The following is a 23,908-nucleotide window of genomic DNA, read 5'->3' on the forward strand; positions in this document are numbered from 1 at the left end:
GGCTCAGTCCTCGAGAGTCGACAGGTAGTCGGCGGCCACCTTCGCCGGGTCCAGACCGTTCACCGCCACGTCACCGTTGAGACGCTGCAGGGTCTCCAGATCCAGCGACTGGAACACCGGCGCCAGAGCCTCTTCGATCTCGGGGTGAGCCTCGAGCACCTCCTTGCGCACGACGGGAGCCGGCTGATAGACCGGCTGAACACCCTTGGTGTCGGTCATCACGGTAAGGTCCAGCGCCTGCAGGCCACCATCGGTGCCGTAGGTCATCGCAGAATTCACGCCGCTGGTCTGCTGGGCCGCGGCGCGCATGGTCGCGGCGGTGTTGCCCCCGGAGAGTACCAGCAGGTCATCATCGTCCAGAGAGAAGCCGTAAGCCTCCTCGAACGCCGGCAAGGCAAAGGCGGACTCGACGAAATCGGTACTGGCCGCGAGCTTGTATTCGCCCCCCTGGTTGATGAAGTCAGCCATGTCCTCGAGGGTCTCGAGCCCGTTGTCACGGGCGACGTCTCCGCGCACGCTGATGGCGTAGGTATTGTTGGCCGAGGCCGGCTCGAGCCATACCAGCCCCTGCTCGGCGTCCTTGCTCTTCACCGTTTCATAGGCCTTGTCCGCGTCATGCCACACCGGGCTGTCGGTCATGTCGTGGAAGAAGGCACCGTTGCCGGTGTATTCCGGATAGATATCGATCTCGCCGTTGATCAAGGCCTCGCGCACGATGCTGGTGCCGCCAAGCTGAAGCCGATCCTCGACCTCGAGCCCTGCCGCTTCCAGGCGCTGCAGGATCATCTGACCCAGCACGGAGCCCTCGGTATCGATCTTGGAGGACACCACCAGCGGGTCCTGTGCTTGAACCTGCCCCGCCAGGGCAGAGGCGACCATCACGGCTAACACCAGGGGACGTTTCATATATCTCACCCAATTCCTTGTGTGTGTATGCTGAGTATAAGGAGGCAAGGCCAAGCCTGCTGAACGTTTCACCAACGTGAGTCCATCATGACCTCATGCCAAGGCGCAACCACCGCCGTCCAGCTCGGCGCAGTACCCAACCATCCCATGGTGCGTGATCTGGCATGGCTGATGACGGCTCCCGACCTGATCGACACCGACTGGCCCGGGCGTCCGAGTCTGACCCAGCTCGGGCTGGGCGAGCCGGAGCACCGACACGCCTATCTGGCGGCCATCGACGCCGACCCGAGCGCACTTGAGGCGATGGTGGGGCGCACCGCCACCACCCGGCTTGGACAATATCACGAGTTTCTTTGGCAATTTTTGCTCTCTACGGCACCGGCTACCGAGTTGCTGGCTCACAATGTGCCTATTCGAGAAGAAAAGCGGACCCTGGGCGAACTGGACCTGCTCTACCGCAACGCCGGTGGGCGCCTTCAACACCTGGAAGTGGCGATCAAGTTCTTTCTCGGCCTCCCCTGCGGTCCGGGGGACTCGAGCGATACCTGTCGCTGGATAGGCCCCGGGGGGCTGGACAGCCTGGCGCTGAAGGTCAGCCATCTGTTGCATCATCAACTGCCCCTGCTGCAGAGCCAGCGCGCCCGAGAGCTTTTGCGTCTGGGCCTGAATGACAGCCCCGCCAACACGATCAAAGGGGCTCCCCTGGCGTCACTGCAACACGGAATCGAGGCCCACCTGGCGATGCCCGGGGTGTTGTTTCAACCCTGGCACTGTCCCATGGCGCTACCCCGCGGCGTGCCGGATTCGGCGCTACAGGGGCTCTGGTGTCACTGGCGCGACTGGTCGGCCCTGTGCCGACAGTTCGAGAACATGCGCTTCGGTACCTGCCTGGCGAAACCCCATTGGCTGGCCCCGCCACAACCGCGACACTGGAGCAGCCGTGACGACCTGACACGGGCGCTGGCGGCACATTTCGCCACCTATGCGACACCGGTACAGGTGATGCTGACCGAGGACACCCTGCGCTTCGAGCGAGAGGCACTGGACCCGCCGCTGGATGGCTCATGGGTCCTTGGCCAGGATGCCGATGAGCCTGCCACCCCGGACATGAAAAATGCGCCGCCCGCGGCATGCGGACGGCGCATCTTCGTGGTCGGCGACGACTGGCCCCGACAGGTCCCCCTGCCGCCCCGTGCGGTGCACAAGCGACAGGCGACTACGGGCTGAGCTCAGCCCTTGTCGACCACCCAGGTGGTACCTTCGCGGGAGTCCTTGAGCACGATCCCCAGGGCGGCGAGCTCGTCGCGGATGCGGTCCGCTTCGGCGAACTGCCTGGCCTTCTTGGCCTCCGCCCGAGCCGCGATACGCGCATTGATCTCGTCTTCGGACAGCGCTACCGAACCACCCTTGAGGAAGGCGGCCGGCTCCTGGGTCAACAAGCCCAGGATACCGCCCAGACGCTTGAGCTCGAGCGCCAGGGCAGGAACGTCATCGCTGCCTTCCTTGCGCGCACGATTGAGCTCGCGTACCAGTTCGAACAGCACCGACAGGGCCTCCGGCGTGTTGAAGTCATCGTCCATGGCGGCGCTGAAGCGTGCGGCGTAGTCGCCCGGCCCTACTTCGATTTCCGCCGGCAGCGCGACACCGTCAAGCGCGGTATAGAAGCGCTCGAGTGACTTGCGTGCCTCGCCAAGCGCCTCCGGGGCGTAGTTGATGGCACTGCGATAGTGGCTTGCCACCAGCAGATACCGGACCACCTCTGGATCGTGGTGCTCCAGCACCTCGCGAATGGTGAAGAAGTTGCCCAGTGACTTCGACATCTTTTCGCTGTCGACCCGCACCGCTCCGGCGTGCATCCAGGTATTGACGTAGCGCTCGCCTGTGGCCGCCTCGCTCTGGGCGATCTCGTTCTCGTGGTGCGGGAAGGTCAGGTCCGGACCTCCACCGTGGATGTCGAAGGTGTTGCCCAGGCAGCAGGTGGACATTGCCGAACATTCGATATGCCAACCCGGACGCCCCTCGCCCCAGGGAGAGGCCCAGCTGGCCTCACCCGGCTTGGCACCCTTCCACAGCACGAAGTCCAGCGGATCTTCCTTGTGCTCGTCGACCTCGACGCGGGCGCCGGAGCGCATATCGTCGAGGTTACGATTATTGAGCTTGCCGTAGCCTTCGAACTTGCGCACGCGATAGTAGACATCGCCGTTACCCGGCGCGTAGGCAAAGCCCTTGTCGATCAGCACCTCGATCATGGCGATGATCTCGGCCACGTGACCGGTGGCCCTGGGCTCCTGGTCCGGACGCTGGACAAACAGCCGACCTTCATCCTCGTGCATGGCGTCGATCATGCGCTCGGTCAGTTCACCGATGCTCTCGCCGTTCTCTTCGGCGCGACGCAGGATCTTGTCGTCGATATCGGTAATGTTGCGCACGTAGGTGACGTCATAGCCACGATGGCGCAGATAACGGCTGATGACATCGAAGGCGACCATGACCCGGGCATGTCCCAGGTGGCAGAAGTCATACACCGTCATGCCACAGACGTACATGCGTACCTTGCCCGGCTCGATGGGCGTGAATTCTTCCTTGGTGCGGCTCAGCGTGTTGTAGATCTGCATGTCAGCCCTTCTTCTGCATCTTGGCCCAGGTATCCTTGAGACCGACCGTGCGATTGAACACCAGGTGATCGGGGCGGCTGGCGTAGCGGTCGGCACAGAAGTAGCCGACACGCTCGAACTGGTAGCGATCCTCGTTGCCGACATCGGCCAGGCTCGGCTCGCCGACACCCTGGACGGTCACCAGCGACTCGGGGTTCAGGTGCTCGAGGAAATCGGCGTCCTTGTCCTTGTCCGGCTGCTCGACCAGGAACAGATTGTCGTAGAGCCGCACCTCGATCGGCACCCCGTGGCTGGCACTGACCCAGTGGATGACCCCTTTCACCTTGCGCCCTTCCGGGTTCTTGCCCAGGGTGTCGAAGTCCACACTGCAACGCAGCTCCTGGATCTCGCCAGCCTCGTCCTTGACCACCTCGTCGCAACGGATCACGTAGCTGTTGCGCAGGCGAACCTCCTTGCCCGGGGCCAGACGGAAGAACTTCTTCGGCGGCTCTTCCATGAAATCGTCGCGGTCGATCCACAGCTCTCGGGTAAAGGGGATACGGCGCACCGGCATGTCGTCACGGGCCGGGTGTCCCGCCACCTCATAGACCTCTTCGTGGTCGGCGTCGACATTGGTCAACACCACCTTGAGCGGCTTCAGCACGCACATGGCACGAGGCGCATTGTCCTCGAGGTCGGAGCGGATGGCATGGGTCAGCATGGCGATGTCCACCAGACCGCCGTCGGCCCGGGTCACACCGATCATCTCGCAGAACTTGCGAATCGACGCCGGTGTATAACCGCGCCGACGCATCCCGGAGATGGTAGGCATGCGCGGATCATCCCAGCCATCGACGATGCCGTTGTCGACCAGCAGCTTGAGCTTGCGCTTGGAGGTCAGGGTATAGTTCAGATTCAGGCGCGCAAACTCGATCTGCCGGGGCTTGGCCGGCACCGGCAGCTGCTCCAGAAACCATTCGTAGAGCGGCCTGTGGTCCTCGAACTCCAGGGTGCAGACCGAGTGGGTAATCCCTTCGATGGCGTCAGACTGCCCGTGGGTGAAGTCGTAGGACGGATAGATCTTCCACTTGTCGCCGGTCTGGTGGTGGCTGGCATGCCGAATGCGATACAGGATCGGGTCGCGCAGGTTGATGTTGGGCGAAGCCATGTCGATCTTCGCGCGCAGCACCTTTTCGCCTTCGGCAAATTCCCCCTGGCGCATGCGCTCGAGCAGATCGAGGTTCTCCTCTGCGCTGCGGTCGCGGTAGGGACTGGGGCGACCGGCTTCGGTCAGGGTACCGCGGTATTCGCGAATCTCGTCCGGAGACAGATCATCGACATAGGCCTTGCCTTCCTTCACCAGATGCTGCGCCCAGGCGTAGAGCTGGTCGAAGTAGTCGGAGGCGAAACGAATGTCGCCCGCCCACTGGAAGCCCAGCCAGTGCACGTCTTCCTTGATGGCGTCGATGTAGGCCTGCTCTTCCTTGGCGGGGTTGGTGTCATCGAAGCGAAGATGGCAGTCACCACCGAACTGCTCCGCGAGTCCGAAGTTGAGACAGATCGACTTGGCGTGCCCGATGTGCAAGAAGCCATTCGGCTCGGGGGGGAATCGCGTCACGATCTTCTGTGACCGTCCGGCCTCGATTTCCTCGCGAATCTGATTGCGAATGAAATTCGGCGCGTTGCTGGTCTCGGTGGTCATGTTGATGAATCAACCTCTGGTGAAGTAAGGGCTTTGAAGGGCACAGATCCGCCCCCGGCTTCGCGCTGCGAAGCAAAACGGCTATTATAGCGTCACGCCAGGGCCCGGCGCCAAGCCGGGCCGAGAACGAGAAAGGCGCCAAGAGGCGCTGTAAACGCTACAGGACCACTCCATGATCATTCTGCAGACCAATTTTGGCGACATCTCGATCGAACTCAACCATGAAGAGGCGCCAAAGACCGCGGCCAACTTCGAGCAGTACGTCCGCGATGGCTTCTACGATGGCACCCTTTTCCATCGCGTGATCGACGGCTTCATGGTCCAGGGCGGCGGCTTCGACAGCAACTTCGAGCAGAAGCCCACGCGTGACCCCATCGAGAACGAAGCGGACAACGGCCTCAAGAACGCCACCGGCACCCTGGCCATGGCGCGGACCCAGGACCCTCACTCCGCCACCGCCCAATTCTTCATCAATGTGGCCGACAACGACTTCCTCAATCATACCGGCAAGAACATGCAGGGCTGGGGCTACTGTGTCTTCGGTCGTGTGGTCGACGGCATGGACGTGGTCAACCGGATCAAGGACGTGGCCACCACCCGACGCGGCATGCACGCCGACGTGCCTGCCGAGGACGTGATCATCCAGCGCGCCTACGTCAAGGACGACGCCTGATCCTCCTGTCTTTCCACCGAGCACGCCCGCACTGCGGGCGTGCTGCGTTCAGGAGACCATGAACACCATGACCACTCTGTTGATCGCTGACCTGCACCTGCATCCCGAGGCGCCGCAGATCACCCAGGGATTCTTCGACTACCTCGAGCGCAACACCGCCGAAGGCACCGACCTTTACCTGATCGGTGACATCTTCGACGCCTGGATCGGCGATGACCTGATGGACCTCGGCGCCGCGGATCCGTCTGGCCACGCGGCACTGGCCTGCCAGGTGGCCGAACGCCTCAAGGCTGCCAGCGACGCCGGCATGCGACTTTTCCTGATGCACGGCAACCGCGACTTCCTGCTGGGCGAAAGCTTCGCCCAGCGGGCCGGCGCCACCCTGCTCGACGAACCGCAACGACTTGACCTTGGCGGTGAGCCTACCCTGATGATGCACGGTGACAGCCTGTGCACCAGCGACGAAGCCTACATGGCGTTTCGCGCCAAGGCCCGTGACCCGCAGTGGCAGGCAGGAGTCCTTGCCATGCCGATCCCGGAGCGTCTGGCCTTGGCCAGCCAGCTGCGTCAGCAGTCCGGCGAGGCCAACAGCACCAAGGCCGCTGACATCATGGACGTCACCCCCGAGGAAGTCGTCGACGTGATGCAGGCCCACGGGGTTCGCCGGCTGATTCACGGTCATACCCATCGTCCCGCCGTGCATGACTTGAGCCTTGCCGGCCCTCACGGCGAGCCCGTGTCGGCGCAACGTATCGTGGTCGGCGACTGGGCCCACGATCAGGGCTGGGAGGTGCGCATCGAAGACGGCGAGGCCCCATCACTCAACCGCTTTTCCTTCTGACCCAGCCTTTATCGACGCCCTGCCCGCCCCGGGCCATCGGGCGTCGATGACACGCCGGACGCTCAGGCGTCCGGCCCCGCCTCACCCGACGGCCGACATCGACACCGCTCGAGCGCCCGCTCCAGGCCATCGATGTCGAGTTCCATATCCTCTGGCCAGATCATCTCGAGCCGCGAATCCTTGCGCCAGGACGCCTGAGCCTCGTTGCCGGGAACGGACGGAAGCGGGAAGGTACGCCAGCCCCGGCCGGTTCGCATGACCCCTTTCACCCGCACGCCAGATGGCAGTTGCTTCCACCACTGCTCCAGCGCTGCGAGATCGAAACACTCCTCGCGGTGCCAATGCCAGCTGGCGGAGCGATAACCCAGACCGTGTCCGTTCTGTCTTGCTGCACCATCGGCGATGGGCGCCGGGGCCTCTGGCGTGCCTGGCGACGAGTCGATCGCCTCGGCATGCAGCGAAGGCCGACGCAGCAGCAGACTCTGAGCATCGCCACGGGCGTTCTGACGGCCTCGCGCCGGGGAGTCGAGCAGATGGCTGATCGGCAACCCTTTCGCGCCGCTTTCGACCATCCAGGATGGTGCCAAGCCACTCTCCTGGCGCCATCGCTCGACCCCTTGGCGATGCTCGTCCTCGAGCAGGTCCTGCATGGACAGCACCCATCCCTCGGCCACTGCCAACTGATCGACAAAGGTGGAATGGTTCGTGACTCTGGGATCATCGAGACGACGTGCATCGAGCACAGTGATGACCTGGCGGAGATCCAGCACCTGGGCAAGATCGCCGCCCCCCAGCACCTCCAGCAGGCCGGCCGGGTGACCGAGCCCGGAGGGCTCGATCAACAACCGATCTGGCCGTTCGCGGCGCAGCAACTGCACCAGCACCGAGCGGAAGACCGTCGCCACCTGACAGCAGAGACACCCTCCTGGCACCCCCTGCACGGTAACGTCGTCGCGCTCCCCGACTATCGCTTGGTCGATGCCCACCTGACCAAACTCATTGATCAGGATTGCCCACCGCTCACCAACGGGTTTGCGATCGATCCAATGGCGGATCAACTGGCTCTTGCCGCTGCCGAGAAACCCGGTGATGACATGGGTGGGGATGCTGGCCAGTGGTTGCATGACGGATTTTGGCTCCGGGCTAGAAGATTGACAGCAGATGACGACCAAATAAGATAACGGTATAAAAAGAACCATCGAGCAGGCACGCAATACCCGAAACATCTCTCCAACAATCGTTCCAACAGGACTTCACAGGCCGGCGCCAACGAAAAGGAGCGCCATCTGGCGCTCCTTTTCGACAGCAGTGGGACCGCGACACGCGTGCGGCCCCTCTCCGCGCTGGCTAGACGAGTTGGCTAGTAACGCTCGATCTCGCCGGTATCGCGTAGATGGGTCAACAGGCCATCCAGCACCGCCTGGGCACGCAGCCGCTCGGCCATGCTGGCGACAAACTGCTCCATCTGCTGGTTACCCTCACCCTGGCCAATGCTCTCCAGGGCAATAAGACTGACATCGGCGCCATCGACCGCCCGGCCGTAAACCACCTGGCCCTCTTCAGGATGCGGCAGCTTGAACGCGGTGGTCAGCACTGCATCGGGTACGCTGGGCGCGTCCTGACGGCTGATGTTGTCAGCACGCTGCCAATCGATATCCAGCGACTGGCCCCCCTGCAGCTGCGACACTCGCTCTTCGGCAAGCTCGATCAAGGCGTCGCGGGTCTTGGCCTGACGCACCGCCGCCTCGACCTGGTCCTTCACCTGCTCCAGCGGGAGCGTCGCCGCGTCGCGGTGATCGAGTACCCGCAGCACCAGACGCCGTGAACCATCCAACTCGATGACCTCGCTGTTGAAGCCCTCTCCAAGCACCTCATCGCTGAAGGCCTGGTCCATCACGCCAGGTTCGGCCAGTACGCCTTCAGCGCCTTCACGACCGACCCAATCACTGGTCTGACGCTCGAGTCCAAGGTCGTCAGCCACACTCTGAAGATCGTCGGCAGCGAAGCTCTCGTCGATCAACTGCTGGGCCTTGTCATTGAAGGCGTCACGCACCTGTGCCTGAGCAAGCTGATCACGCAGACGGTCACGCTCGGAGGCAAAGTCCGCACGATCGATCTCGGTCACCTTGATCAGGTGCAGTCCGTTGTCGGTCTCGACCGCCTCGGAGACCTGGCCCTCGTCGAGGGCAAAGGCGGCCTCTTCAAAGGCCTCGCCGAAGATACCCCGGGTGATCACCCCAAGATCGCCACCATCGTCGCTGGTGGATGTGTCATCGGAGAACTCGGCCGCCAGATCGTCGAACGCGTCGCCATCGGCCAGTCGCGCCTTGATGGCTTCGATACGGGCCTCGGCCTCGTCTCTGCTGCGCTCGTCGCCGAAGGTCACCATGATATGTGATATCTGACGATCGGCGTTCTCCGCCTGGGCTTCCCAGGCTTCGCGCAGGTCCTCCTCGCTCACCTCGATATCGGCGGCCATGGCCTCCTGATCGAGCACGATGTAACCGAGCTTGACCTGCTCCGGCCGCAGGAATTCCTGCTGATGCTCGTTGTAGTAGGCTGTCATTTCCGCCTGAGACACCTCGACAGGCGCCTCGAGGTCCGCCTCGGTCAGCCGGTGGTAGCGGAAACTACGCGTCTGGCGCTGCAACTCGGCAAGCCGCTCGCGTTCACCTGGCAAGGTGAAGTCGCTGGCGATCAGGCCTTGCTGAATGTGCCCGCGCATGACGTCACGACTGAGCTGCTCGCGGAAGGACAATGGCGTATAGCCGACACTTGATAGACGGCTGCGGAAGAGCTCCTGGTCGAACTGGCCATCGGCATTCTGAAACTCCGGGCGACTGACGATCAACTGGTCGAGTTGATTGTCCGAAACCGCTAGTCCGCCATTCTTGGCGTAATCGATCATCAAGCGGTCACTGATCAAGCCTTCAAGCACTTCGCCGCGAAGCGCGCGCTCCTGGTCGGCAGGCACCTGGTTGGAGCGCATGGCGCGCTGGACATTCAGTTCGACCTGCTGGCGATTGATGGGCTCACCATTGACCGTGGCGACCTCGTCGCCGGATTGTCCGAATAGACCAATCAACGACTCTACGCCAAACAGTGCCATGGTGACGATCACGGCACCAATGATGATCTTTGCGATCCAGCTCTGGGATCGGTCGCGAATACTCTGCAGCATGCATGCCTCTGCGAAAGGATGGGGATTCGTCGCGCACCAGTATACGCACCCGAGGGCCTGGCGCGACCTCCCCCAAACTCATGAAAAAGGCGCACCGCGATAGCGATGCGCCCTTGGCGAGTCCGGCGTAGGCGGTGGCCGCCAGACTCGTGTCAACGTGACGATGCTCGACGTGCCGCCGAGACCACGCGTCTTAGTTGACGGAATCCTTCAGAGCCTTGCCGGCCTTGAAGCTCGGCACCTTGGCGGCACTGATTTCGATCGGCTGACCGGTCTGCGGGTTGCGGCCGGTACGTGCAGCGCGCTCCTTGACGGAGAAGGTACCAAAGCCAACCAGTGAAACGCTGTCGCCCTGCTTCAGGCTCTCGGTCACGGATTCCACCATAGCATCCAGCGCGCGAGAAGCGGCGGCCTTCGGAATATCGGCAGACGCGGCAATGGCATCAATCAGCTCGGACTTGTTCACACTTCACCCCTTGACTATTACAGAAAAAAATTCGAAACGGCGATACTTCTTGCCGACAGGCTCGATCGCAGCATGGCGATAATTTATAGCAATGCTGCAAAAGACCTGTCAAGCAACCTTCCTTGCCAATCCGCATGAACTCGGCATTCTACACCCAAGATCATGGAAAAAACGTCACTAGTGTGTGCTGACCATTGAGTGTGTCGCAGACGACTCTGTCGACAGTGAATCGTCGGTTTTTTGATCCACCTTTTGTGACAGAGCGAGCTCGAGCACTTCATCAATCCAGCGAACCGGATGGATCGTCAGAGCATCCTTGATATTTTCAGGGACCTCCTTGAGATCGCGACGGTTCTCCTCGGGTATTAGCACCGTCTTTATACCACCGCGCCTGGCCGCCAGCAATTTCTCCTTGAGCCCACCGATCGGCATGACTTCGCCTCTCAGGTTGACTTCACCGGTCATCGCAACGTCGCAACGCACAGGACGGTTGCAGAAAGCCGAGACCATGGCGGTCACCATGGCGATACCCGCGCTGGGGCCGTCCTTGGGGGTGGCTCCCTCCGGCACGTGGATATGCAGGTCTTCCTTCTCGAACCGCTCGGGATCGATCCCCAGCGCCTCGGCGCGGGCCCGCACCACCGTCTGGGCGGCACTCACCGACTCCTTCATGACGTCACCCAGTGAACCGGTCTTGTTGAGACGCCCCTTGCCAGGCGTCACCACCGACTCGATATTGAGCAACTCACCTCCCACCGAGGTCCAGGCGAGTCCGGTCACACGACCGACCTGGTCCTGCTGGTCGGCCAGACCGTAGCTGTAACGCCGCACGCCAGCGTAGGCTTCGATATCCTCGGCCGCCAGCGTCTGCGAGCCCAGGGCGCCTTCCTTGCCTTCCTTCTCGAGCCGCTCACGCAACACCTTGCGACTGACCTTGGCGATCTGCCGCTCGAGCTCGCGAACGCCGGCTTCGCGAGTGTAGTAGCGAATCAGCTCCAGCAGCGCATCCTCACCAAAGCTCAGCTCATCTTCCTTGAAGCCGTTGGCGGCCAGCTGCTTGGGCACCAGATAGCGCGTGGCAATGGCCAGCTTCTCATCCTCGGTGTACCCCGGGAGGCGTATCACCTCCATGCGGTCCAGCAGCGGCCCCGGAATATTCATCGAGTTGGCGGTACAGATGAACAGGGTTTCCGACAGATCGTAGTCCAGCTCCAGGTAGTGGTCACTGAAGGTATTGTTCTGTTCGGGGTCCAGCACCTCAAGCAGCGCAGACGCAGGATCTCCACGATGGTCCATGCCGACCTTGTCGACCTCGTCAAGCAGGAACAACGGGTTCTTCACCCCCGCCTTGGCCATGCGCTGGATCGGCTTTCCGGGCAGAGAGCCGATATAGGTCCGGCGATGCCCACGGATTTCCGATTCATCACGCACGCCGCCGAGGGCCAGACGCACATACTTGCGATTGGTCGCCCGGGCGATGGACTTGCCCAGCGAGGTCTTGCCGACGCCGGGAGGCCCCACCAGACACAGCACCGGCCCCTTGAGCTTCTTGACCCGCTTGTGCACGGCCAGATACTCGAGGATGCGTTCCTTGACCTCATCCAGTCCATAATGGTCCTCGTCGAGCACCTTCTGGGCATTGATCAGATCGTGCTTGACCCGGGTACGTTTCTTCCACGGTACCGACACCAGCCAGTCGAGGTAAGAGCGCACCACCGTCGCCTCCGCCGAGGAAGGTGACATCATGCGCAACTTGCCGAGCTCCTGGTTGGCCTTGTCGGCGGCCTCCTTGGGCATCCCGGAGTCCTTGATGGCCTGCTCGTACTTGTCGGCCTCGTTTGGCGCGTTCTCGAGCTCGCCCATCTCCTTCTGGATGGCCTTCATCTGCTCGTTGAGGTAGTACTCGCGCTGGGACTTCTCCATCTGGTCCTTGACCCTGGAGCGAATGCGCTTCTCTACCTGCAGCAGGTCGATCTCGGCTTCGATCAGCGCCATCAGGTGCTCGATACGATCGCGGACCCGATCCATCTCGAGCAATTCCTGCTTGTCGCCGATCTTCAGCGACAGATGGGCGCAGATCGTATCCACCAGGCGGCTGGGATCCTCTATCCCGGACAGCGAATTCAGTACCTCGTTGGGCACCTTCTTCGACATCTTGACGTACTGCTCGAACTGGTTGAGCAGCACCCGCACCAACGACTCCTGCTCACGCTCGCTCAGGGGTTCGCTGGAACGCAGTATCACCTGGGCCGTGGAGTAACCCTCTTCGGCTACCGAGATCTCACCGATATTGGCGCGAGACTCCCCCTCGATCAGTACCTTGACGGTACCGTCCGGGAGTTTCAGCAGCTGCATGATCTCGGCTACCGTGCCGATGGCGAACAGATCCTCGTCATCGGGATCATCCTTGCTCGCCTCACGCTGGGCGACCAGCAAGACCCGCTTGTCATCCGCCATGGCGGCTTCCAGCGCTTGAATCGACTTCTCTCTGCCGACAAACAAGGGGATGACCATCTGCGGGTATACCACCACGTCACGCAGTGGCAAAAGGGGCAGACTCATAGTCTGTTCGGCGTTCTGCTGCATCGCAGACGTTCCTCAAACTTAGCGGGTGAAACCTAAGGGGATGGGGGCAGCCCCGAGGCATTGCAAGGGGAAACGCCTAGCCGAATCGCCATCGAAGGCTCCGGCAGACAAAGGGGCCGCGTCTGCGGCCCCTTTTGACGGCGTCGCGGGAAGCGCTGACGGACTAGCCGTCGGTGCCGTCCACGCGAGTGTCTTCCTCAGCGTCGCTGGCCTGGCTGTAGATCAGCAGGGGGTCACTCTCCCCACCGATGACAGAGGCGTCGATAACCACCTTGCTGACGCCCTCGAGAGAGGGAATCTCGTACATGGTGTCGAGCAGCACCGACTCGAGAATCGAACGCAGGCCACGGGCGCCGGTCTTGCGCGCCATTGCCTTGTGGGCCACCGCGCGCAGGGCATCCTCGCGGAAGTCCAGCTCGACGCCTTCCATATCGAACAACCGAGCGTACTGCTTGACCAGCGAGTTCTTCGGCTCGGTCAGGATCTGAATCAGCGCGTCTTCGGTCAGCTCGGTCAAGGTTGCGATGACCGGCAGACGTCCGACGAACTCGGGAATCAGGCCGAACTTGACCAGATCCTCGGGTTCCACGTCCAGCAGTAGATCGCCGACACCCTTGGTCTCATCCTTGCTCTTGACCTCGGCATTGAAGCCAATGCCACCGGTCTCGGCACGATCCCGGATAACCTTGTCGAGGCCGGCGAAGGCACCGCCAACGATAAACAGGATATTGCCGGTATCGACCTGCAGAAATTCCTGCTGCGGATGCTTGCGACCACCTTGCGGAGGCACCGAGGCCGTGGTGCCCTCGATCAGCTTCAACAGCGCCTGCTGCACGCCCTCGCCGGAAACGTCCCGGGTGATCGACGGATTGTCCGACTTGCGCGAGATCTTGTCGATCTCGTCGATGTAGACAATGCCACGCTCGGCCTTGTCCACGTCGTAGTCGCACTTCTGCAGCAGCTTCTGGATGATGTTTTCGACATCCTCGCCGACGTAGCCCGCTTCGGTCAGCGTGGTGGCATCGGCGATGGTGAAGGGAACATTGAGCAACCGCGCCAGGGTCTCCGCCAGCAGAGTCTTGCCGCTACCGGTGGGCCCGATCAGCAGGATGTTCGACTTGCCGAGCTCGACCTCATCCTTGCCACTGTGACGCAGACGCTTGTAGTGGTTGTACACGGCCACCGACAGCACCGTCTTGGCGCGGTCCTGACCGATCACGTAGTCGTCGAGAGTGTGTCGAATTTCGCGCGGAACGGGCAGACGCTCCTCGTCGCTCTCGGCATCGGCATCGAGAACTTCTTCGCGAATGATGTCGTTGCAGAGATCGACACACTCATCGCAGATATAAACGGACGGACCGGCGATCAGCTTGCGTACTTCGTTCTGGTTCTTGCCACAGAACGAACAATACAGAAGCTTGCCGTTGTCGTCCTTGCCTTTGCCGTCGGCCATTCGCGTACCTCTCTGGCAGCGGTGGCCCCAGGGGCCACCGGTAATCACGTAGTCATCGCGCGAGCTATCACGCTATCAGGATGCCGGGCGCTTATCCAGCACTGCGTCGATCAGGCCATACTCCGCGGCCTGGGCGCCGTTCATGAAGTTGTCGCGATCGGTATCCTTGGCGATGGTCTCGATATCCTGGCCGGTGTGGTGCGCCAGGATCTGGTTCAGTCGCTCGCGGATGCCCAGAATTTCACGGGTGTGAATCTCGATGTCCGAGGCCTGCCCCTGATAGCCACCCAGCGGCTGGTGGATCATCATCCGCGAGTTGGGCAGGCAATAGCGCTTGCCAGCGGCACCACCGGCCAGCAGCAGGGCTCCCATGCTCGCCGCCTGACCGATACAGACGGTCGAGACGTCAGGCTTGATGAACTGCATGGTGTCGTAGATGGACATCCCCGCCGTCACCGAACCGCCGGGCGAATTGATGTAAAGGTGGATGTCCTTGTCCGGGTTCTCGGACTCCAGGAACAACAGCTGGGCGACCAGCAGGTTGGCCATATAGTCTTCGACCGGCCCCACCAGGAAGATCACCCGCTCCTTCAACAGCCGGGAGTAGATGTCGTAGGCACGCTCGCCGCGGGCGCTCTGCTCGACCACCATGGGCACAAGGCCGCCGGCAGCGTTGATATCGAACTCGGTGTTCATGAGGAGATGTCCTTGTTTCCTTGCGTGACAAAACGACGAAGCCGGCCCGACGGGGCCGGCCAGGAGAGGCGCCTCAAGCGTCCTCGCCTTCCTCCGCCTCGTCGCCCGGCTGCTGCTGCGCGGCAGCCAGGGCCTGCTGGTAGGACATTTCCACGTCCTTCACATTGGCCTGATCGAGCAAAGCGTCGACGGCCTTTTCTTCCAGCAGTGCAGACTTGACCTGGGTCTTCATCTGCTCGTTGCCCATATAGTACTCGACGACCTGCTCGGGCTCCTGATACTGCTGTGCAAGCTCCTCGACCTTTGCCTTGATCTCGTCGTCGGAAGCATCCAGCTCGTTGACCTTGATCACCTCAGCCAGCAGCAGACCGACCTGCACGCGGCTCTTGGCCTGTTCGGTAAACAGCTCGTTGGGCAACTGGCTGACGTCGAAGTCCTCGCCCAGACCAAACTGCTGCGCCGCCTGACGCTTGAGGCCATCGACCTCCTGCTGGACCAGCGACTCGGGAACGGGGATCTCGTTGGCCTGCTTGAGGGCCTCGAGCACCTGCTGCTTGACGCGATTCTCGACCGCCTGGTCAGCCTCGCGGCTCATGTTCTTCTTGACCTCGGCGCGGAATGCTTCGACGTCACCACCTTCGACACCGAATTTCTCGATGAATTCCGCATCGACTTCCGGCAGCGCCTGACCCTTGACCGCGTTGACCTTGACCTTGAAGGTCGCTTCCTGGCCGGCCAGCTGCTCTGCCTGGTAGTCCTCGGGGAAGGTCACGCTGATGACCTTGTCCTCACCCGCCTTGGCACCTTCGAGCTGATCCTCGAAGCCGGGGATGAAGCTGCCGGAACCCAGCACCAGATCATGGCTCTCGGCACTGCCGCCTTCGAACGGCTCGTCACCCAGGAAGCCCTGGAAGTCGATATTGACTTGATCGCCTTGCTCTGCAGCACGCTCGACCTTTTCCCAGGCAGCGTTCTGCTTGCGCAGCGTCTCGATCATCTCGTCGACGTCGGCATCGGTCACTTCAACCACCGGACGCTCGACCTCGGCGCCTTCGATGGTCGCCAGCTCGAACTCAGGATAGACCTCGAGGGTGGCCGTGAACTCCAGGTCCTTGCCGGTCTCGTTGACGGTGGCTTCGATCTGCGGGTAGCCGGCCGGATTGAGCTTCTCATCGGTAATGGCGCGAACATAGCGCTCACGCATGACCTCGCCCACCACCTCGTTGCGCACATCAGCACCATAGCGCTGGCGGATCACCGACATCGGCACCTTGCCCTTGCGGAAACCGTCGAGACGAACGTTCTTGGCGGCATCCTTGAGACGGGCGGCGACGGCCTCGTCGATCTCGGCGGCCGGCACCTGGACGTTGATGCGGCGTTCGATCTGGGAGGTCGTATCGACGGAAACTTGCATGAATAATCCTCTACCGACTGGGGGCGTACTGAAAAATTGAAAACGTCAAAGGGGAGATTCTAAGAATCCCGCCGGGCACTGGCAAGCGCCAACGCCCACAACATGGGGCCTGGCATGTCTTTTACAAGGGGCTATCGGAAAATTCGTGGCCACCGAATGACGACACGACCGCCGACGAGGGCGAAACACAGGCACGACAAGACGCCGGACAAGCAACTTGGCCTGCCAGCTTCAGATTCGACAACGACTTGTTCAAGAAAGAAACTCGGGGAAGGAATCAGGTTGATGGGGTGGATGATGGGGATCGAACCCACGACCACCGGAGCCACAATCCGGGGCTCTACCACTGAGCTACATCCACCACAACCTGTCAGCTACCGAACCCACGTTCGGGCTTGACCACACTTGCATCGCCTGAATGGGGTGGATGATGGGGATCGAACCCACGACCACCGGAGCCACAATCCGGGGCTCTACCACTGAGCTACATCCACCATGTCAGGACAATACCGCTACAACCTTTGCCCGAGCCTGTCAAAAGCAGCCACCAGCAAACTTTACTGGCGCGCCCAGCAGGACTCGAACCTGCAACCTACGGCTTAGAAGGCCGTTGCTCTATCCGGTTGAGCTATAGGCGCATTCTACAGAACCGAACTCTTCACCACAACCCGCTTTTCGAGAAAAACTTCTTCTCCAACAAGCTGTTGTGGTCGGGGTGGAGGGATTCGAACCCCCGACATCCTGCTCCCAAAGCAGGCGCGCTACCAGACTGCGCTACACCCCGCCGGCCAGCCGCTCGGCCATGCAAACCGCCGAAGCAGTCTCTGCAAGCGCTGCGTATTCTACGGAACTTTCCCGCCAAGTCAACAGGCTACCGAGACATTCCTGTTGTCATTCGGGCTCAAGCTTTGCCTGGATGGCGGAGCGTGCGAAAATCCGTGGCCGCCAATTTCATCCAGCACACCCACTTCTGACCGAGGGAACCCCATGACCGCCCAGCTCATCGATGGCAAGTCCATTGCCGCCACAGTACGCCAGCAGGTCGCCCGTCAGGTACAGGCGCGGATCGATGCCGGAGAACGCATCCCGGGGCTTGCTGTGGTGCTGGTCGGTGAAGACCCCGCCTCCCACGTCTATGTACGCAACAAGCATCGCGCCTGCGAGCAGGCGGGTATTTCATCTGTTCAACACGCCCTGCCCGCTTCCACTTCACAGGCAGAGCTCGAAGCCCTGGTCGACCAGCTCAACGCCGACTCATCCATCGATGGCATTCTGGTTCAACTTCCGCTGCCCGACCACCTGGACGCTCGCCCTATCCTCGAGCGCATTCTGCCAAGCAAGGACGTGGACGGCTTCCATCCCTACAACCTGGGACGGCTGGCCCAACGTCTGCCGCTGCTGCGCCCCTGCACCCCCAAGGGCGTGATGACGCTGCTGCATCACTCGGGTCTGGCGGTGCGAGGCCTCGACGCCACGGTGGTCGGTGCCTCCAATATCGTAGGACGGCCGATGGCACTGGAATTGATGCTGGCGGGCTGCACGACCACCGTCTGCCACCGCTTTACCCGCGACCTCGAGGCCCAGGTGCGCAAGGCGGAATTGCTGGTGGTCGCGGTCGGAAAACCAGGACTGGTGAAGGGCGAATGGGTACGTGACGGCGCGATCGTCATCGATGTTGGCATCAATCGACAGGAAGATGGACGCCTGGTGGGCGACGTCGACTTCGACGAGGCTGCCCGACGTGCTGGTCACATCACACCGGTACCGGGTGGCGTTGGCCCGATGACGGTAGCCAGCCTGCTGGAAAACACCTTGATGGCCGCAGACATTCATGACGGCCAGCATCGCGAAACTCCCGACGCCTGAACCTGCACTTGTGACATCCATGCGTGATGGACTCAATTGACGTAGCATCGCGCTCATCCAACACCGGATCACGGAGACACTCCATGAGCGACAAGAAGATGAATGTCGAGAGCTTCAACCTCGACCACACCAAGGTTCGCGCCCCCTATGTGCGTCTGGCAGATATCAAGACCGGCGCCAACGGCGATCGCATCCACAAGTATGACTTGCGGATTTGCCAGCCCAACAAGGAGCACATGGAGATGCCTGCCCTGCACTCCCTGGAGCACCTGATGGCCGAGCTGTCGCGCAACCACTCGGACAAGGTTGTCGATATCAGCCCCATGGGCTGCCAGACCGGCTTCTATATCGCCATGATCAACCACGACGACTACGACGACGTGCTGGCACTGATCGAGGGTACGCTCAACGACGTGCTGTCAGCGACCGAAGTCCCAGCCTGCAACGAAATGCAGTGTGGCTGGGCCGCATCCCACAGCCTGGAAGGCGCCCAGGAGCTGGCAAAAGGCCTGCTGGCCAAGCGTGACGAGTGGCACCAGGTCTTCGCCTGAGCCGAGGCTCCACCTCAAGAGGAATCGCATGAAACGCATTGGCATCATCGGAGCCATGGCACAGGAAGTCGCCCAACTGGCGGCCCAACTGGAAGACGTCAAGACCCGCACCCACGTCGGTTCCACCTTCTACATCGGCCGCCTGCATGGGGTCGAGGTCGTACTGCTGCAATCCGGAATCGGCAAGGTCAACGCCGCCATCGGGGCGACGCTGCTGCTGGACAACTACCAGCCCGAGGCGATCATCAACACGGGTTCCGCTGGCGGATTCGGCGAAGGACTGTCGATCGGCGACGTGGTGGTGTCCAGCGAGGTGCGCCACCACGATGTCGACGCGGTGGTATTCGGCTACGAACATGGCCAGGTGCCCAACATGCCGGCGGCCTATCTCCCGGATGAGCGCCTGGTTCGGGTGGCACGGGACTGCGTCGAAGGCATGGCTGAGGTCAAGGTGGTCGAGGGCCTGATCGCAACCGGCGACGTCTTCATGGCGTGCCCCGATCTTGTCTCGCGCACCCGCACCCGCTTTCCCACCATGCTGGCGGCAGAAATGGAGGCGGCCGCGATTGCCCAGACCTGCCATCTCTACGGTTGCCCCTTCGTGGTGATTCGCGCCTTATCCGATATCGCCGGGCAAGGTGACAACCACCTGTCCTTCGAAGAATTCCTCGAGCAGGCGGCGGATCACTCCAGCCGCATGGTGACGGCTATGGTGCAACGACTGGCGTCACCGCAACCTGCGGTTGACCGACAGCAGCCGGCCTGACATTCCTGTCTCTCCAGAAAGCACTGCCGTCATCCTGCCAGCACGCCCGGCTATAGCCGGGCGCGCTGGCACTCGCTCACTCGATATCCGACTGTGAACTCTCCAGCAACCTGACCAGAAAGTCGTCACTGCTTCCGTCCATGGCGACCCCCGTCAGAGTCACCTGGACATCCGCATTGCTGCCGTCCTGCAAGAGCCCTCCATCCAGCTTTACGTGGACCACGGTGTCGTCACCATCTGCGATGGCCAGCACCTTTTCACCACCTTCCAGATCATCGATGTCTTCGAGCAACTCTTTTAGATCCAGCATGTTGCCCGAGGCATCGACCGCCATGGCGTGAGAGCTGTCAGCGCTGGAAGCGGGCTCCCCCAGACTCCAGGCCAGCTCATCCTCCTCCGGCAATAATGGCAGCTCAGCCGACCGGGCAGCCGCTCCCATCGAGGCCATGAAGCTTTCCGGATCGAATGTCGCGATGGTAGGCGTATCGTCATTGATCACTACTTCAAGCGATCCTTCTGCCTGAGTACCATCTTTGTCAGTGATGGTGTACCCGAGAGAAAGCGATAGATTATTTTCTTGCTGCCCTTCGGGATGGTCCACGTCCTTGCTGAGATAGACCACAACATCACCGGTTTCTGCATCTGACAGATTTATTGTCAGAACCCGCTCGCCATCCGCATTGCTACCGATCACCGTATGCCCGTCTGAGCTCACCGCAAACTCGACCGGTGAATCGTGGCTGGTCACGGTCGGAAGTCCGTCAAGGCTCCATCGGAAGGCCCCCTCAGAAGCGGCTCCGTCGGCACCATAGTTAAAGCCCAGATTCGCAGTCGCACTATCGCTGGCACTGGCCAGATCCCCCTCGCCTCCCGCATTACCACCTGGAAGCGCATCCTCGTTCACCGTGACGGATACAGTTTCAGTTGAAGGATCACCGTCCGAGTCGGGTGTCACCGGGCCCGCTCCATCCACAATCGGAACGCTGATGGTGCACTGTGCCAGATCGCCGTCAGCATCTAGACCTTCCAGTGTAAATTCCAGGCAGGGTTCGTCGGTCTGATCGAGTCCATCTTTTGCCGTAAACGTCCAGGTCCCATCAGGAGACACCACTAAAGTGCCGAGCTCAGTCGTGATCTTGTCTCCAAGGGCGAAGCCGTCAGGTATTCCCGGGACTCTGACCACGACACTCCCGCCGTCGGCACCAACTCCACCGGTCCAGCTACCTTGCACTGACGTGCCCTCGGTCACGCTATCCTCATCACCGTCAATCGTGGCGGCGATGACCGGACTATCATCGTCCACGGTCAGCACCAGACTGCCCTTGGCCGAGTCGCCATCGCTGTCGGTGACCTCGTAGCCCAGCGTCAGCACGATATCGTCCTCGCTGGTCGGATCCGAGTGATCCAGCCCCTGATGCAAGGTGGCCTCGTACTCCCCCTTGGCCGGGTCGGTCACCGTGACTGACAACACCGGCTCGCCGGAGGCATCCACCCCGCTCAGGGTCAGACCATCATCGGACACCGTCCAGGTGACCGTCTCGCCCTGACTGGTGACCGACGGCAGGCCATCGGTGGTCCAGCTGAAGGCGCCTTCAGCGGCGGCGCCATCCTCACCGAAGTCATAACCGAGCGAGCCAGTGACCACCACATCGGTGCCCGGCGCGTCGCCGGGGCCACCGGCGATTCCCTTGGGCAGACCGTCCTCATCGAGCAGGCTCTTGGGCGCCAGGGTCGCCAGATCGCCGTCGCTGTCCGGCGTGGTGGGGGTGTCGTCCGGGGCCGGCGGTACATAGGTGGCGGTGGTGCTGTCGCCGTCACCATCGGTGATGGTGATCTCGAAGCCCGGCGCCTTGCCTGGCTTGCCGCCGTCTTCACCGGGCTCGTCCGGGGTGAAGGTCCAGGTATTGTCCGGCTTGACCACCAGGGTGCCACCGTCTGTGTCGATGGGCGTGTCCAGCGGGTACTCGGTTTCGTCTCCGGGCAGGGTCACCGTGATCTCGCCGGTCCCGTCGCCGCCACCATTGCCATTCCAGGTGCCGCTCAGGCCGCCGTCCTCATCCGGCGTCTCTGGGCCTGCGATGGTCACCGCCGGCATGTCATCGTCCACGGTCAGCACCAGGCTGCCCTTGGCCGAGTCGCCATCGCTGTCGGTGACCTCGTAGCCCAGCGTCAGCACGATATCGTCCTCGCTGGTCGGATCCGAGTGATCCAGCCCCTGATGCAAGGTGGCCTCGTACTCCCCCTTGGCCGGGTCGGTCACCGTGACCGTCAGCACCGGCTCGCCGGATTCATCAACCCCACTCAGGGTCAGACCATCATCGGACACCGTCCAGGTGACCGTCTCGCCCTGACTGGTGACCGACGGCAGGCCATCGGTGGTCCAGTTGAAGGCGCCTTCAGCGGCGGCGCCATCCTCACCGAAGTCATAACCGAGCGAGCCAGTGACCACCACATCGGTGCCCGGCGCGTCGCCGGGGCCACCGGCGATTCCCTTGGGCAGACCGTCCTCATCGAGCAGGCTCTTGGGCGCCAGGGTCGCCGGATCGCCGTCGCTATCCGGCGTGGTGGGGGTATCGTCCGAGGCCGGCGGAACATAGGTGGCGGTGGTGCTGTCGCCGTCACCATCGGTGATGGTGATCTCGAAGCCCGGCGCCTTGCCTGGCTTGCCGCCGCCTTCACCGGGCTCGTCCGGGGTGAAGGTCCAGGTATTGTCCGGCTTGACCACCAGGGTGCCACCGTCTGTGTCGATGGGCGTGTCCAGCGGGTACTCGGTTTCGTCTCCGGGCAGGGTCACCGTGATCTCGCCGGTCCCGTCGCCGCCACCATTGCCATTCCAGGTGCCGCTCAGGCCGCCGTCCTCATCCGGCGTCTCTGGGCCTGCGATGGTCACCGCCGGCATGTCATCGTCCACGGTCAGCACCAGGCTGCCCTTGGCCGAGTCGCCATCGCTGTCGGTGACCTCGTAGCCCAGCGTCAGCACGATATCGTCCTCGCTGGTCGGATCCGAGTGATCCAGCCCCTGATGCAAGGTGGCCTCGTACTCCCCCTTGGCCGGGTCGGTCACCGTGACTGACAACACCGGCTCGCCGGAGGCATCCACCCCGCTCAGGGTCAGACCATCATCGGACACCGTCCAGGTGACCGTCTCGCCCTGACTGGTGACCGACGGCAGGCCATCGGTGGTCCAGCTGAAGGCGCCTTCAGCGGCGGCGCCATCCTCACCGAAGTCATAACCGAGCGAGCCAGTGACCACCACATCGGTGCCCGGCGCGTCGCCGGGGCCACCGGCGATTCCCTTGGGCAGACCGTCCTCATCGAGCAGGCTCTGGGGCGCCAGGGTCGCCAGATCGCCGTCGCTGTCCGGCGTGGTGGGGGTGTCGTCCGGGGCCGGCGGTACATAGGTGGCGGTGGTGCTGTCGCCGTCACCATCGGTGATGGTGATCTCGAAGCCCGGCGCCTTGCCTGGCTTGCCGCCGTCTTCACCGGGCTCGTCCGGGGTGAAGGTCCAGGTATTGTCCGGCTTGACCACCAGGGTGCCACCGTCTGTGTCGATGGGCGTGTCCAGCGGGTACTCGGTTTCGTCTCCGGGCAGGGTCACCGTGATCTCGCCTGTCCCGTCGCCGCCACCATTGCCATTCCAGGTGCCGCTCAGGCCGCCGTCCTCATCCGGCGTCTCTGGGCCTGCGATGGTCACCGCCGGCATGTCATCGTCCACGGTCAGCACCAGGCTGCCCTTGGCCGAGTCGCCATCGCTGTCGGTGACCTCGTAGCCCAGCGTCAGCACGATATCGTCCTCGCTGGTCGGATCCGAGTGATCCAGCCCCTGATGCAAGGTGGCCTCGTACTCCCCCTTGGCCGGGTCGGTCACCGTGACCGTCAGCACCGGCTCGCCGGATTCATCAACCCCACTCAGGGTCAGACCATCATCGGACACCGTCCAGGTGACCGTTCCCCCTTGACTGGTGACCGACGGCAGGCCATCGGTGGTCCAGCTGAAGGCGCCTTCAGCGGCGGCGCCATCCTCACCGAAGTCATACCCGAGCGAGCCAGTGACCACCACATCGGTGCCCGGCGCGTCGCCGGGGCCACCGGCGATTCCCTTGGGCAGACCGTCCTCATCGAGCAGGCTCTCGGGCGCCAGGGTCGCCGGATCGCCGTCGCTATCCGGCGTGGTGGGGGTGTCATCCATACCAGCTTCAGGCTCGAGATCTCC

The 23,908-nt window shown here is 62.3% G+C and carries 17 protein-coding genes and 4 tRNA genes; 6 read left to right on the forward strand and 15 right to left on the reverse strand.

What is annotated here, in order from left to right; all coding sequences use genetic code 11:
• Nucleotides 1–3: 3 nt before the first annotated feature.
• The gene (locus NKF27_RS10590; RefSeq protein WP_045993742.1) at nt 4–906 is read right to left on the reverse strand and encodes an ABC transporter substrate-binding protein; all 903 of its coding nucleotides are present in this window, start codon (nt 904–906) and stop codon (nt 4–6) included.
• Nucleotides 907–993: 87 nt separating this feature from the next.
• Here NKF27_RS10590 and NKF27_RS10595 point away from each other — a divergent pair, with 87 nt between their 5' ends.
• Entirely contained in the window at nt 994–2,133 is a 1,140-nt protein-coding gene (locus NKF27_RS10595) for a DUF1853 family protein (protein ID WP_253551501.1), read from the forward strand.
• 2 nt (nt 2,134–2,135) lie between these two features.
• On the opposite strand, the gene cysS is transcribed toward NKF27_RS10595, so the two are convergent.
• Complete coding sequence (gene cysS / locus NKF27_RS10600; protein ID WP_108133375.1) at nt 2,136–3,521, reverse strand: cysteine--tRNA ligase; 1,386 nt, start codon at nt 3,519–3,521, stop codon at nt 2,136–2,138.
• A 1-nt stretch (nt 3,522) separates the two neighbouring features.
• Nucleotides 3,523–5,202, reverse strand: coding sequence for a glutamine--tRNA ligase/YqeY domain fusion protein (locus tag NKF27_RS10605; protein ID WP_253551502.1), 1,680 nt, complete (start codon nt 5,200–5,202; stop codon nt 3,523–3,525).
• Between the two features lie 172 nt (nt 5,203–5,374).
• On the opposite strand from NKF27_RS10605, the gene NKF27_RS10610 reads away from it, so the two are divergent.
• Both NKF27_RS10610 and NKF27_RS10615 read left to right on the forward strand, forming a co-directional pair.
• Nucleotides 5,375–5,875 carry a peptidylprolyl isomerase gene (locus NKF27_RS10610; RefSeq protein WP_045993746.1) on the forward strand — a complete coding sequence of 167 codons (501 nt, stop codon included), beginning with the start codon at nt 5,375–5,377 and terminating at the stop codon, nt 5,873–5,875.
• Nucleotides 5,876–5,933: 58 nt separating this feature from the next.
• Entirely contained in the window at nt 5,934–6,716 is a 783-nt protein-coding gene (locus NKF27_RS10615) for a UDP-2,3-diacylglucosamine diphosphatase (RefSeq protein WP_367399238.1), read from the forward strand.
• A 62-nt stretch (nt 6,717–6,778) separates the two neighbouring features.
• Here NKF27_RS10615 and NKF27_RS10620 read toward each other — a convergent pair whose 3' ends face one another.
• The 11 genes from NKF27_RS10620 to NKF27_RS10670 form a co-directional block, all read right to left on the reverse strand.
• On the reverse strand, nt 6,779–7,840 hold the full coding sequence (locus NKF27_RS10620) for a GTP-binding protein (protein ID WP_253551504.1): 1,062 nt from the start codon (nt 7,838–7,840) through the stop codon (nt 6,779–6,781).
• Between the two features lie 236 nt (nt 7,841–8,076).
• Entirely contained in the window at nt 8,077–9,897 is a 1,821-nt protein-coding gene (locus tag NKF27_RS10625; protein WP_045993748.1) for a SurA N-terminal domain-containing protein, read from the reverse strand.
• Between the two features lie 193 nt (nt 9,898–10,090).
• A complete protein-coding gene (gene hupB / locus NKF27_RS10630) occupies nt 10,091–10,363 on the reverse strand; it encodes a nucleoid-associated protein HU-beta (RefSeq protein ID WP_045993749.1) in 273 nt (90 codons plus the stop codon).
• A 177-nt stretch (nt 10,364–10,540) separates the two neighbouring features.
• On the reverse strand, nt 10,541–12,949 hold the full coding sequence (lon, locus tag NKF27_RS10635; RefSeq protein ID WP_253551509.1) for an endopeptidase La: 2,409 nt from the start codon (nt 12,947–12,949) through the stop codon (nt 10,541–10,543).
• Between the two features lie 163 nt (nt 12,950–13,112).
• Nucleotides 13,113–14,402, reverse strand: coding sequence for an ATP-dependent Clp protease ATP-binding subunit ClpX (gene clpX, locus NKF27_RS10640; protein WP_045993751.1), 1,290 nt, complete (start codon nt 14,400–14,402; stop codon nt 13,113–13,115).
• A gap of 75 nt (nt 14,403–14,477) precedes the next feature.
• Nucleotides 14,478–15,098 carry an ATP-dependent Clp endopeptidase proteolytic subunit ClpP gene (gene clpP, locus NKF27_RS10645; RefSeq protein WP_045993752.1) on the reverse strand — a complete coding sequence of 207 codons (621 nt, stop codon included), beginning with the start codon at nt 15,096–15,098 and terminating at the stop codon, nt 14,478–14,480.
• Between the two features lie 73 nt (nt 15,099–15,171).
• Entirely contained in the window at nt 15,172–16,512 is a 1,341-nt protein-coding gene (gene tig, locus NKF27_RS10650) for a trigger factor (protein WP_253551512.1), read from the reverse strand.
• Nucleotides 16,513–16,798: 286 nt separating this feature from the next.
• Nucleotides 16,799–16,873: transfer RNA gene (locus NKF27_RS10655), tRNA-His, on the reverse strand.
• 58 nt (nt 16,874–16,931) lie between these two features.
• Nucleotides 16,932–17,006 (reverse strand) — tRNA-His (locus NKF27_RS10660).
• 67 nt (nt 17,007–17,073) lie between these two features.
• Nucleotides 17,074–17,150 (reverse strand) — tRNA-Arg (locus NKF27_RS10665).
• A 69-nt stretch (nt 17,151–17,219) separates the two neighbouring features.
• Nucleotides 17,220–17,296: transfer RNA gene (locus NKF27_RS10670), tRNA-Pro, on the reverse strand.
• A 203-nt stretch (nt 17,297–17,499) separates the two neighbouring features.
• On the opposite strand from NKF27_RS10670, the gene folD reads away from it, so the two are divergent.
• The 3 genes from folD to mtnN all read left to right on the forward strand — a co-directional run bounded on the left by folD (nt 17,500) and on the right by mtnN (nt 19,695).
• Nucleotides 17,500–18,378, forward strand: a complete 879-nt coding sequence (gene folD, locus NKF27_RS10675; RefSeq protein ID WP_108449403.1) for a bifunctional methylenetetrahydrofolate dehydrogenase/methenyltetrahydrofolate cyclohydrolase FolD — start codon at nt 17,500–17,502, stop codon at nt 18,376–18,378.
• A gap of 83 nt (nt 18,379–18,461) precedes the next feature.
• Nucleotides 18,462–18,929, forward strand: a complete 468-nt coding sequence (locus tag NKF27_RS10680; RefSeq protein ID WP_108133369.1) for an S-ribosylhomocysteine lyase — start codon at nt 18,462–18,464, stop codon at nt 18,927–18,929.
• Nucleotides 18,930–18,957: 28 nt separating this feature from the next.
• On the forward strand, nt 18,958–19,695 hold the full coding sequence (mtnN, locus tag NKF27_RS10685) for a 5'-methylthioadenosine/S-adenosylhomocysteine nucleosidase (protein ID WP_253551514.1): 738 nt from the start codon (nt 18,958–18,960) through the stop codon (nt 19,693–19,695).
• A 76-nt stretch (nt 19,696–19,771) separates the two neighbouring features.
• On the opposite strand, the gene NKF27_RS10690 is transcribed toward mtnN, so the two are convergent.
• Complete coding sequence (locus tag NKF27_RS10690) at nt 19,772–23,884, reverse strand: hypothetical protein (protein ID WP_253551516.1); 4,113 nt, start codon at nt 23,882–23,884, stop codon at nt 19,772–19,774.
• Nucleotides 23,885–23,908 lie beyond the last annotated feature (24 nt).

Source organism: Halomonas sp. DN3, from assembly GCF_024137905.1.
GTDB classification, from domain to species: Bacteria; Pseudomonadota; Gammaproteobacteria; order Pseudomonadales; family Halomonadaceae; genus Halomonas; species Halomonas litopenaei.

Bases quoted from the DNA above. Each gene is read 5' to 3' on its own strand.
- NKF27_RS10590 (WP_045993742.1), bottom strand. From the start codon at position 906: ATGAAACGTCCCCTGGTGTTAGCCGTGATGGTCGCCTCTGCCCTGGCG.
- NKF27_RS10595 (WP_253551501.1), top strand. From the start codon at position 994: ATGACCTCATGCCAAGGCGCAACCACCGCCGTCCAGCTCGGCGCAGTA.
- cysS (WP_108133375.1), bottom strand. From the start codon at position 3,521: ATGCAGATCTACAACACGCTGAGCCGCACCAAGGAAGAATTCACGCCC.
- NKF27_RS10605 (WP_253551502.1), bottom strand. From the start codon at position 5,202: ATGACCACCGAGACCAGCAACGCGCCGAATTTCATTCGCAATCAGATT.
- NKF27_RS10610 (WP_045993746.1), top strand. From the start codon at position 5,375: ATGATCATTCTGCAGACCAATTTTGGCGACATCTCGATCGAACTCAAC.
- NKF27_RS10615 (WP_367399238.1), top strand. From the start codon at position 5,934: ATGAACACCATGACCACTCTGTTGATCGCTGACCTGCACCTGCATCCC.
- NKF27_RS10620 (WP_253551504.1), bottom strand. From the start codon at position 7,840: ATGCAACCACTGGCCAGCATCCCCACCCATGTCATCACCGGGTTTCTC.
- NKF27_RS10625 (WP_045993748.1), bottom strand. From the start codon at position 9,897: ATGCTGCAGAGTATTCGCGACCGATCCCAGAGCTGGATCGCAAAGATC.
- lon (WP_253551509.1), bottom strand. From the start codon at position 12,949: ATGCAGCAGAACGCCGAACAGACTATGAGTCTGCCCCTTTTGCCACTG.
- clpX (WP_045993751.1), bottom strand. From the start codon at position 14,402: ATGGCCGACGGCAAAGGCAAGGACGACAACGGCAAGCTTCTGTATTGT.
- clpP (WP_045993752.1), bottom strand. From the start codon at position 15,098: ATGAACACCGAGTTCGATATCAACGCTGCCGGCGGCCTTGTGCCCATG.
- tig (WP_253551512.1), bottom strand. From the start codon at position 16,512: ATGCAAGTTTCCGTCGATACGACCTCCCAGATCGAACGCCGCATCAAC.
- folD (WP_108449403.1), top strand. From the start codon at position 17,500: ATGACCGCCCAGCTCATCGATGGCAAGTCCATTGCCGCCACAGTACGC.
- NKF27_RS10680 (WP_108133369.1), top strand. From the start codon at position 18,462: ATGAGCGACAAGAAGATGAATGTCGAGAGCTTCAACCTCGACCACACC.
- mtnN (WP_253551514.1), top strand. From the start codon at position 18,958: ATGAAACGCATTGGCATCATCGGAGCCATGGCACAGGAAGTCGCCCAA.
- NKF27_RS10690 (WP_253551516.1), bottom strand. From the start codon at position 23,884: ATGGATGACACCCCCACCACGCCGGATAGCGACGGCGATCCGGCGACC.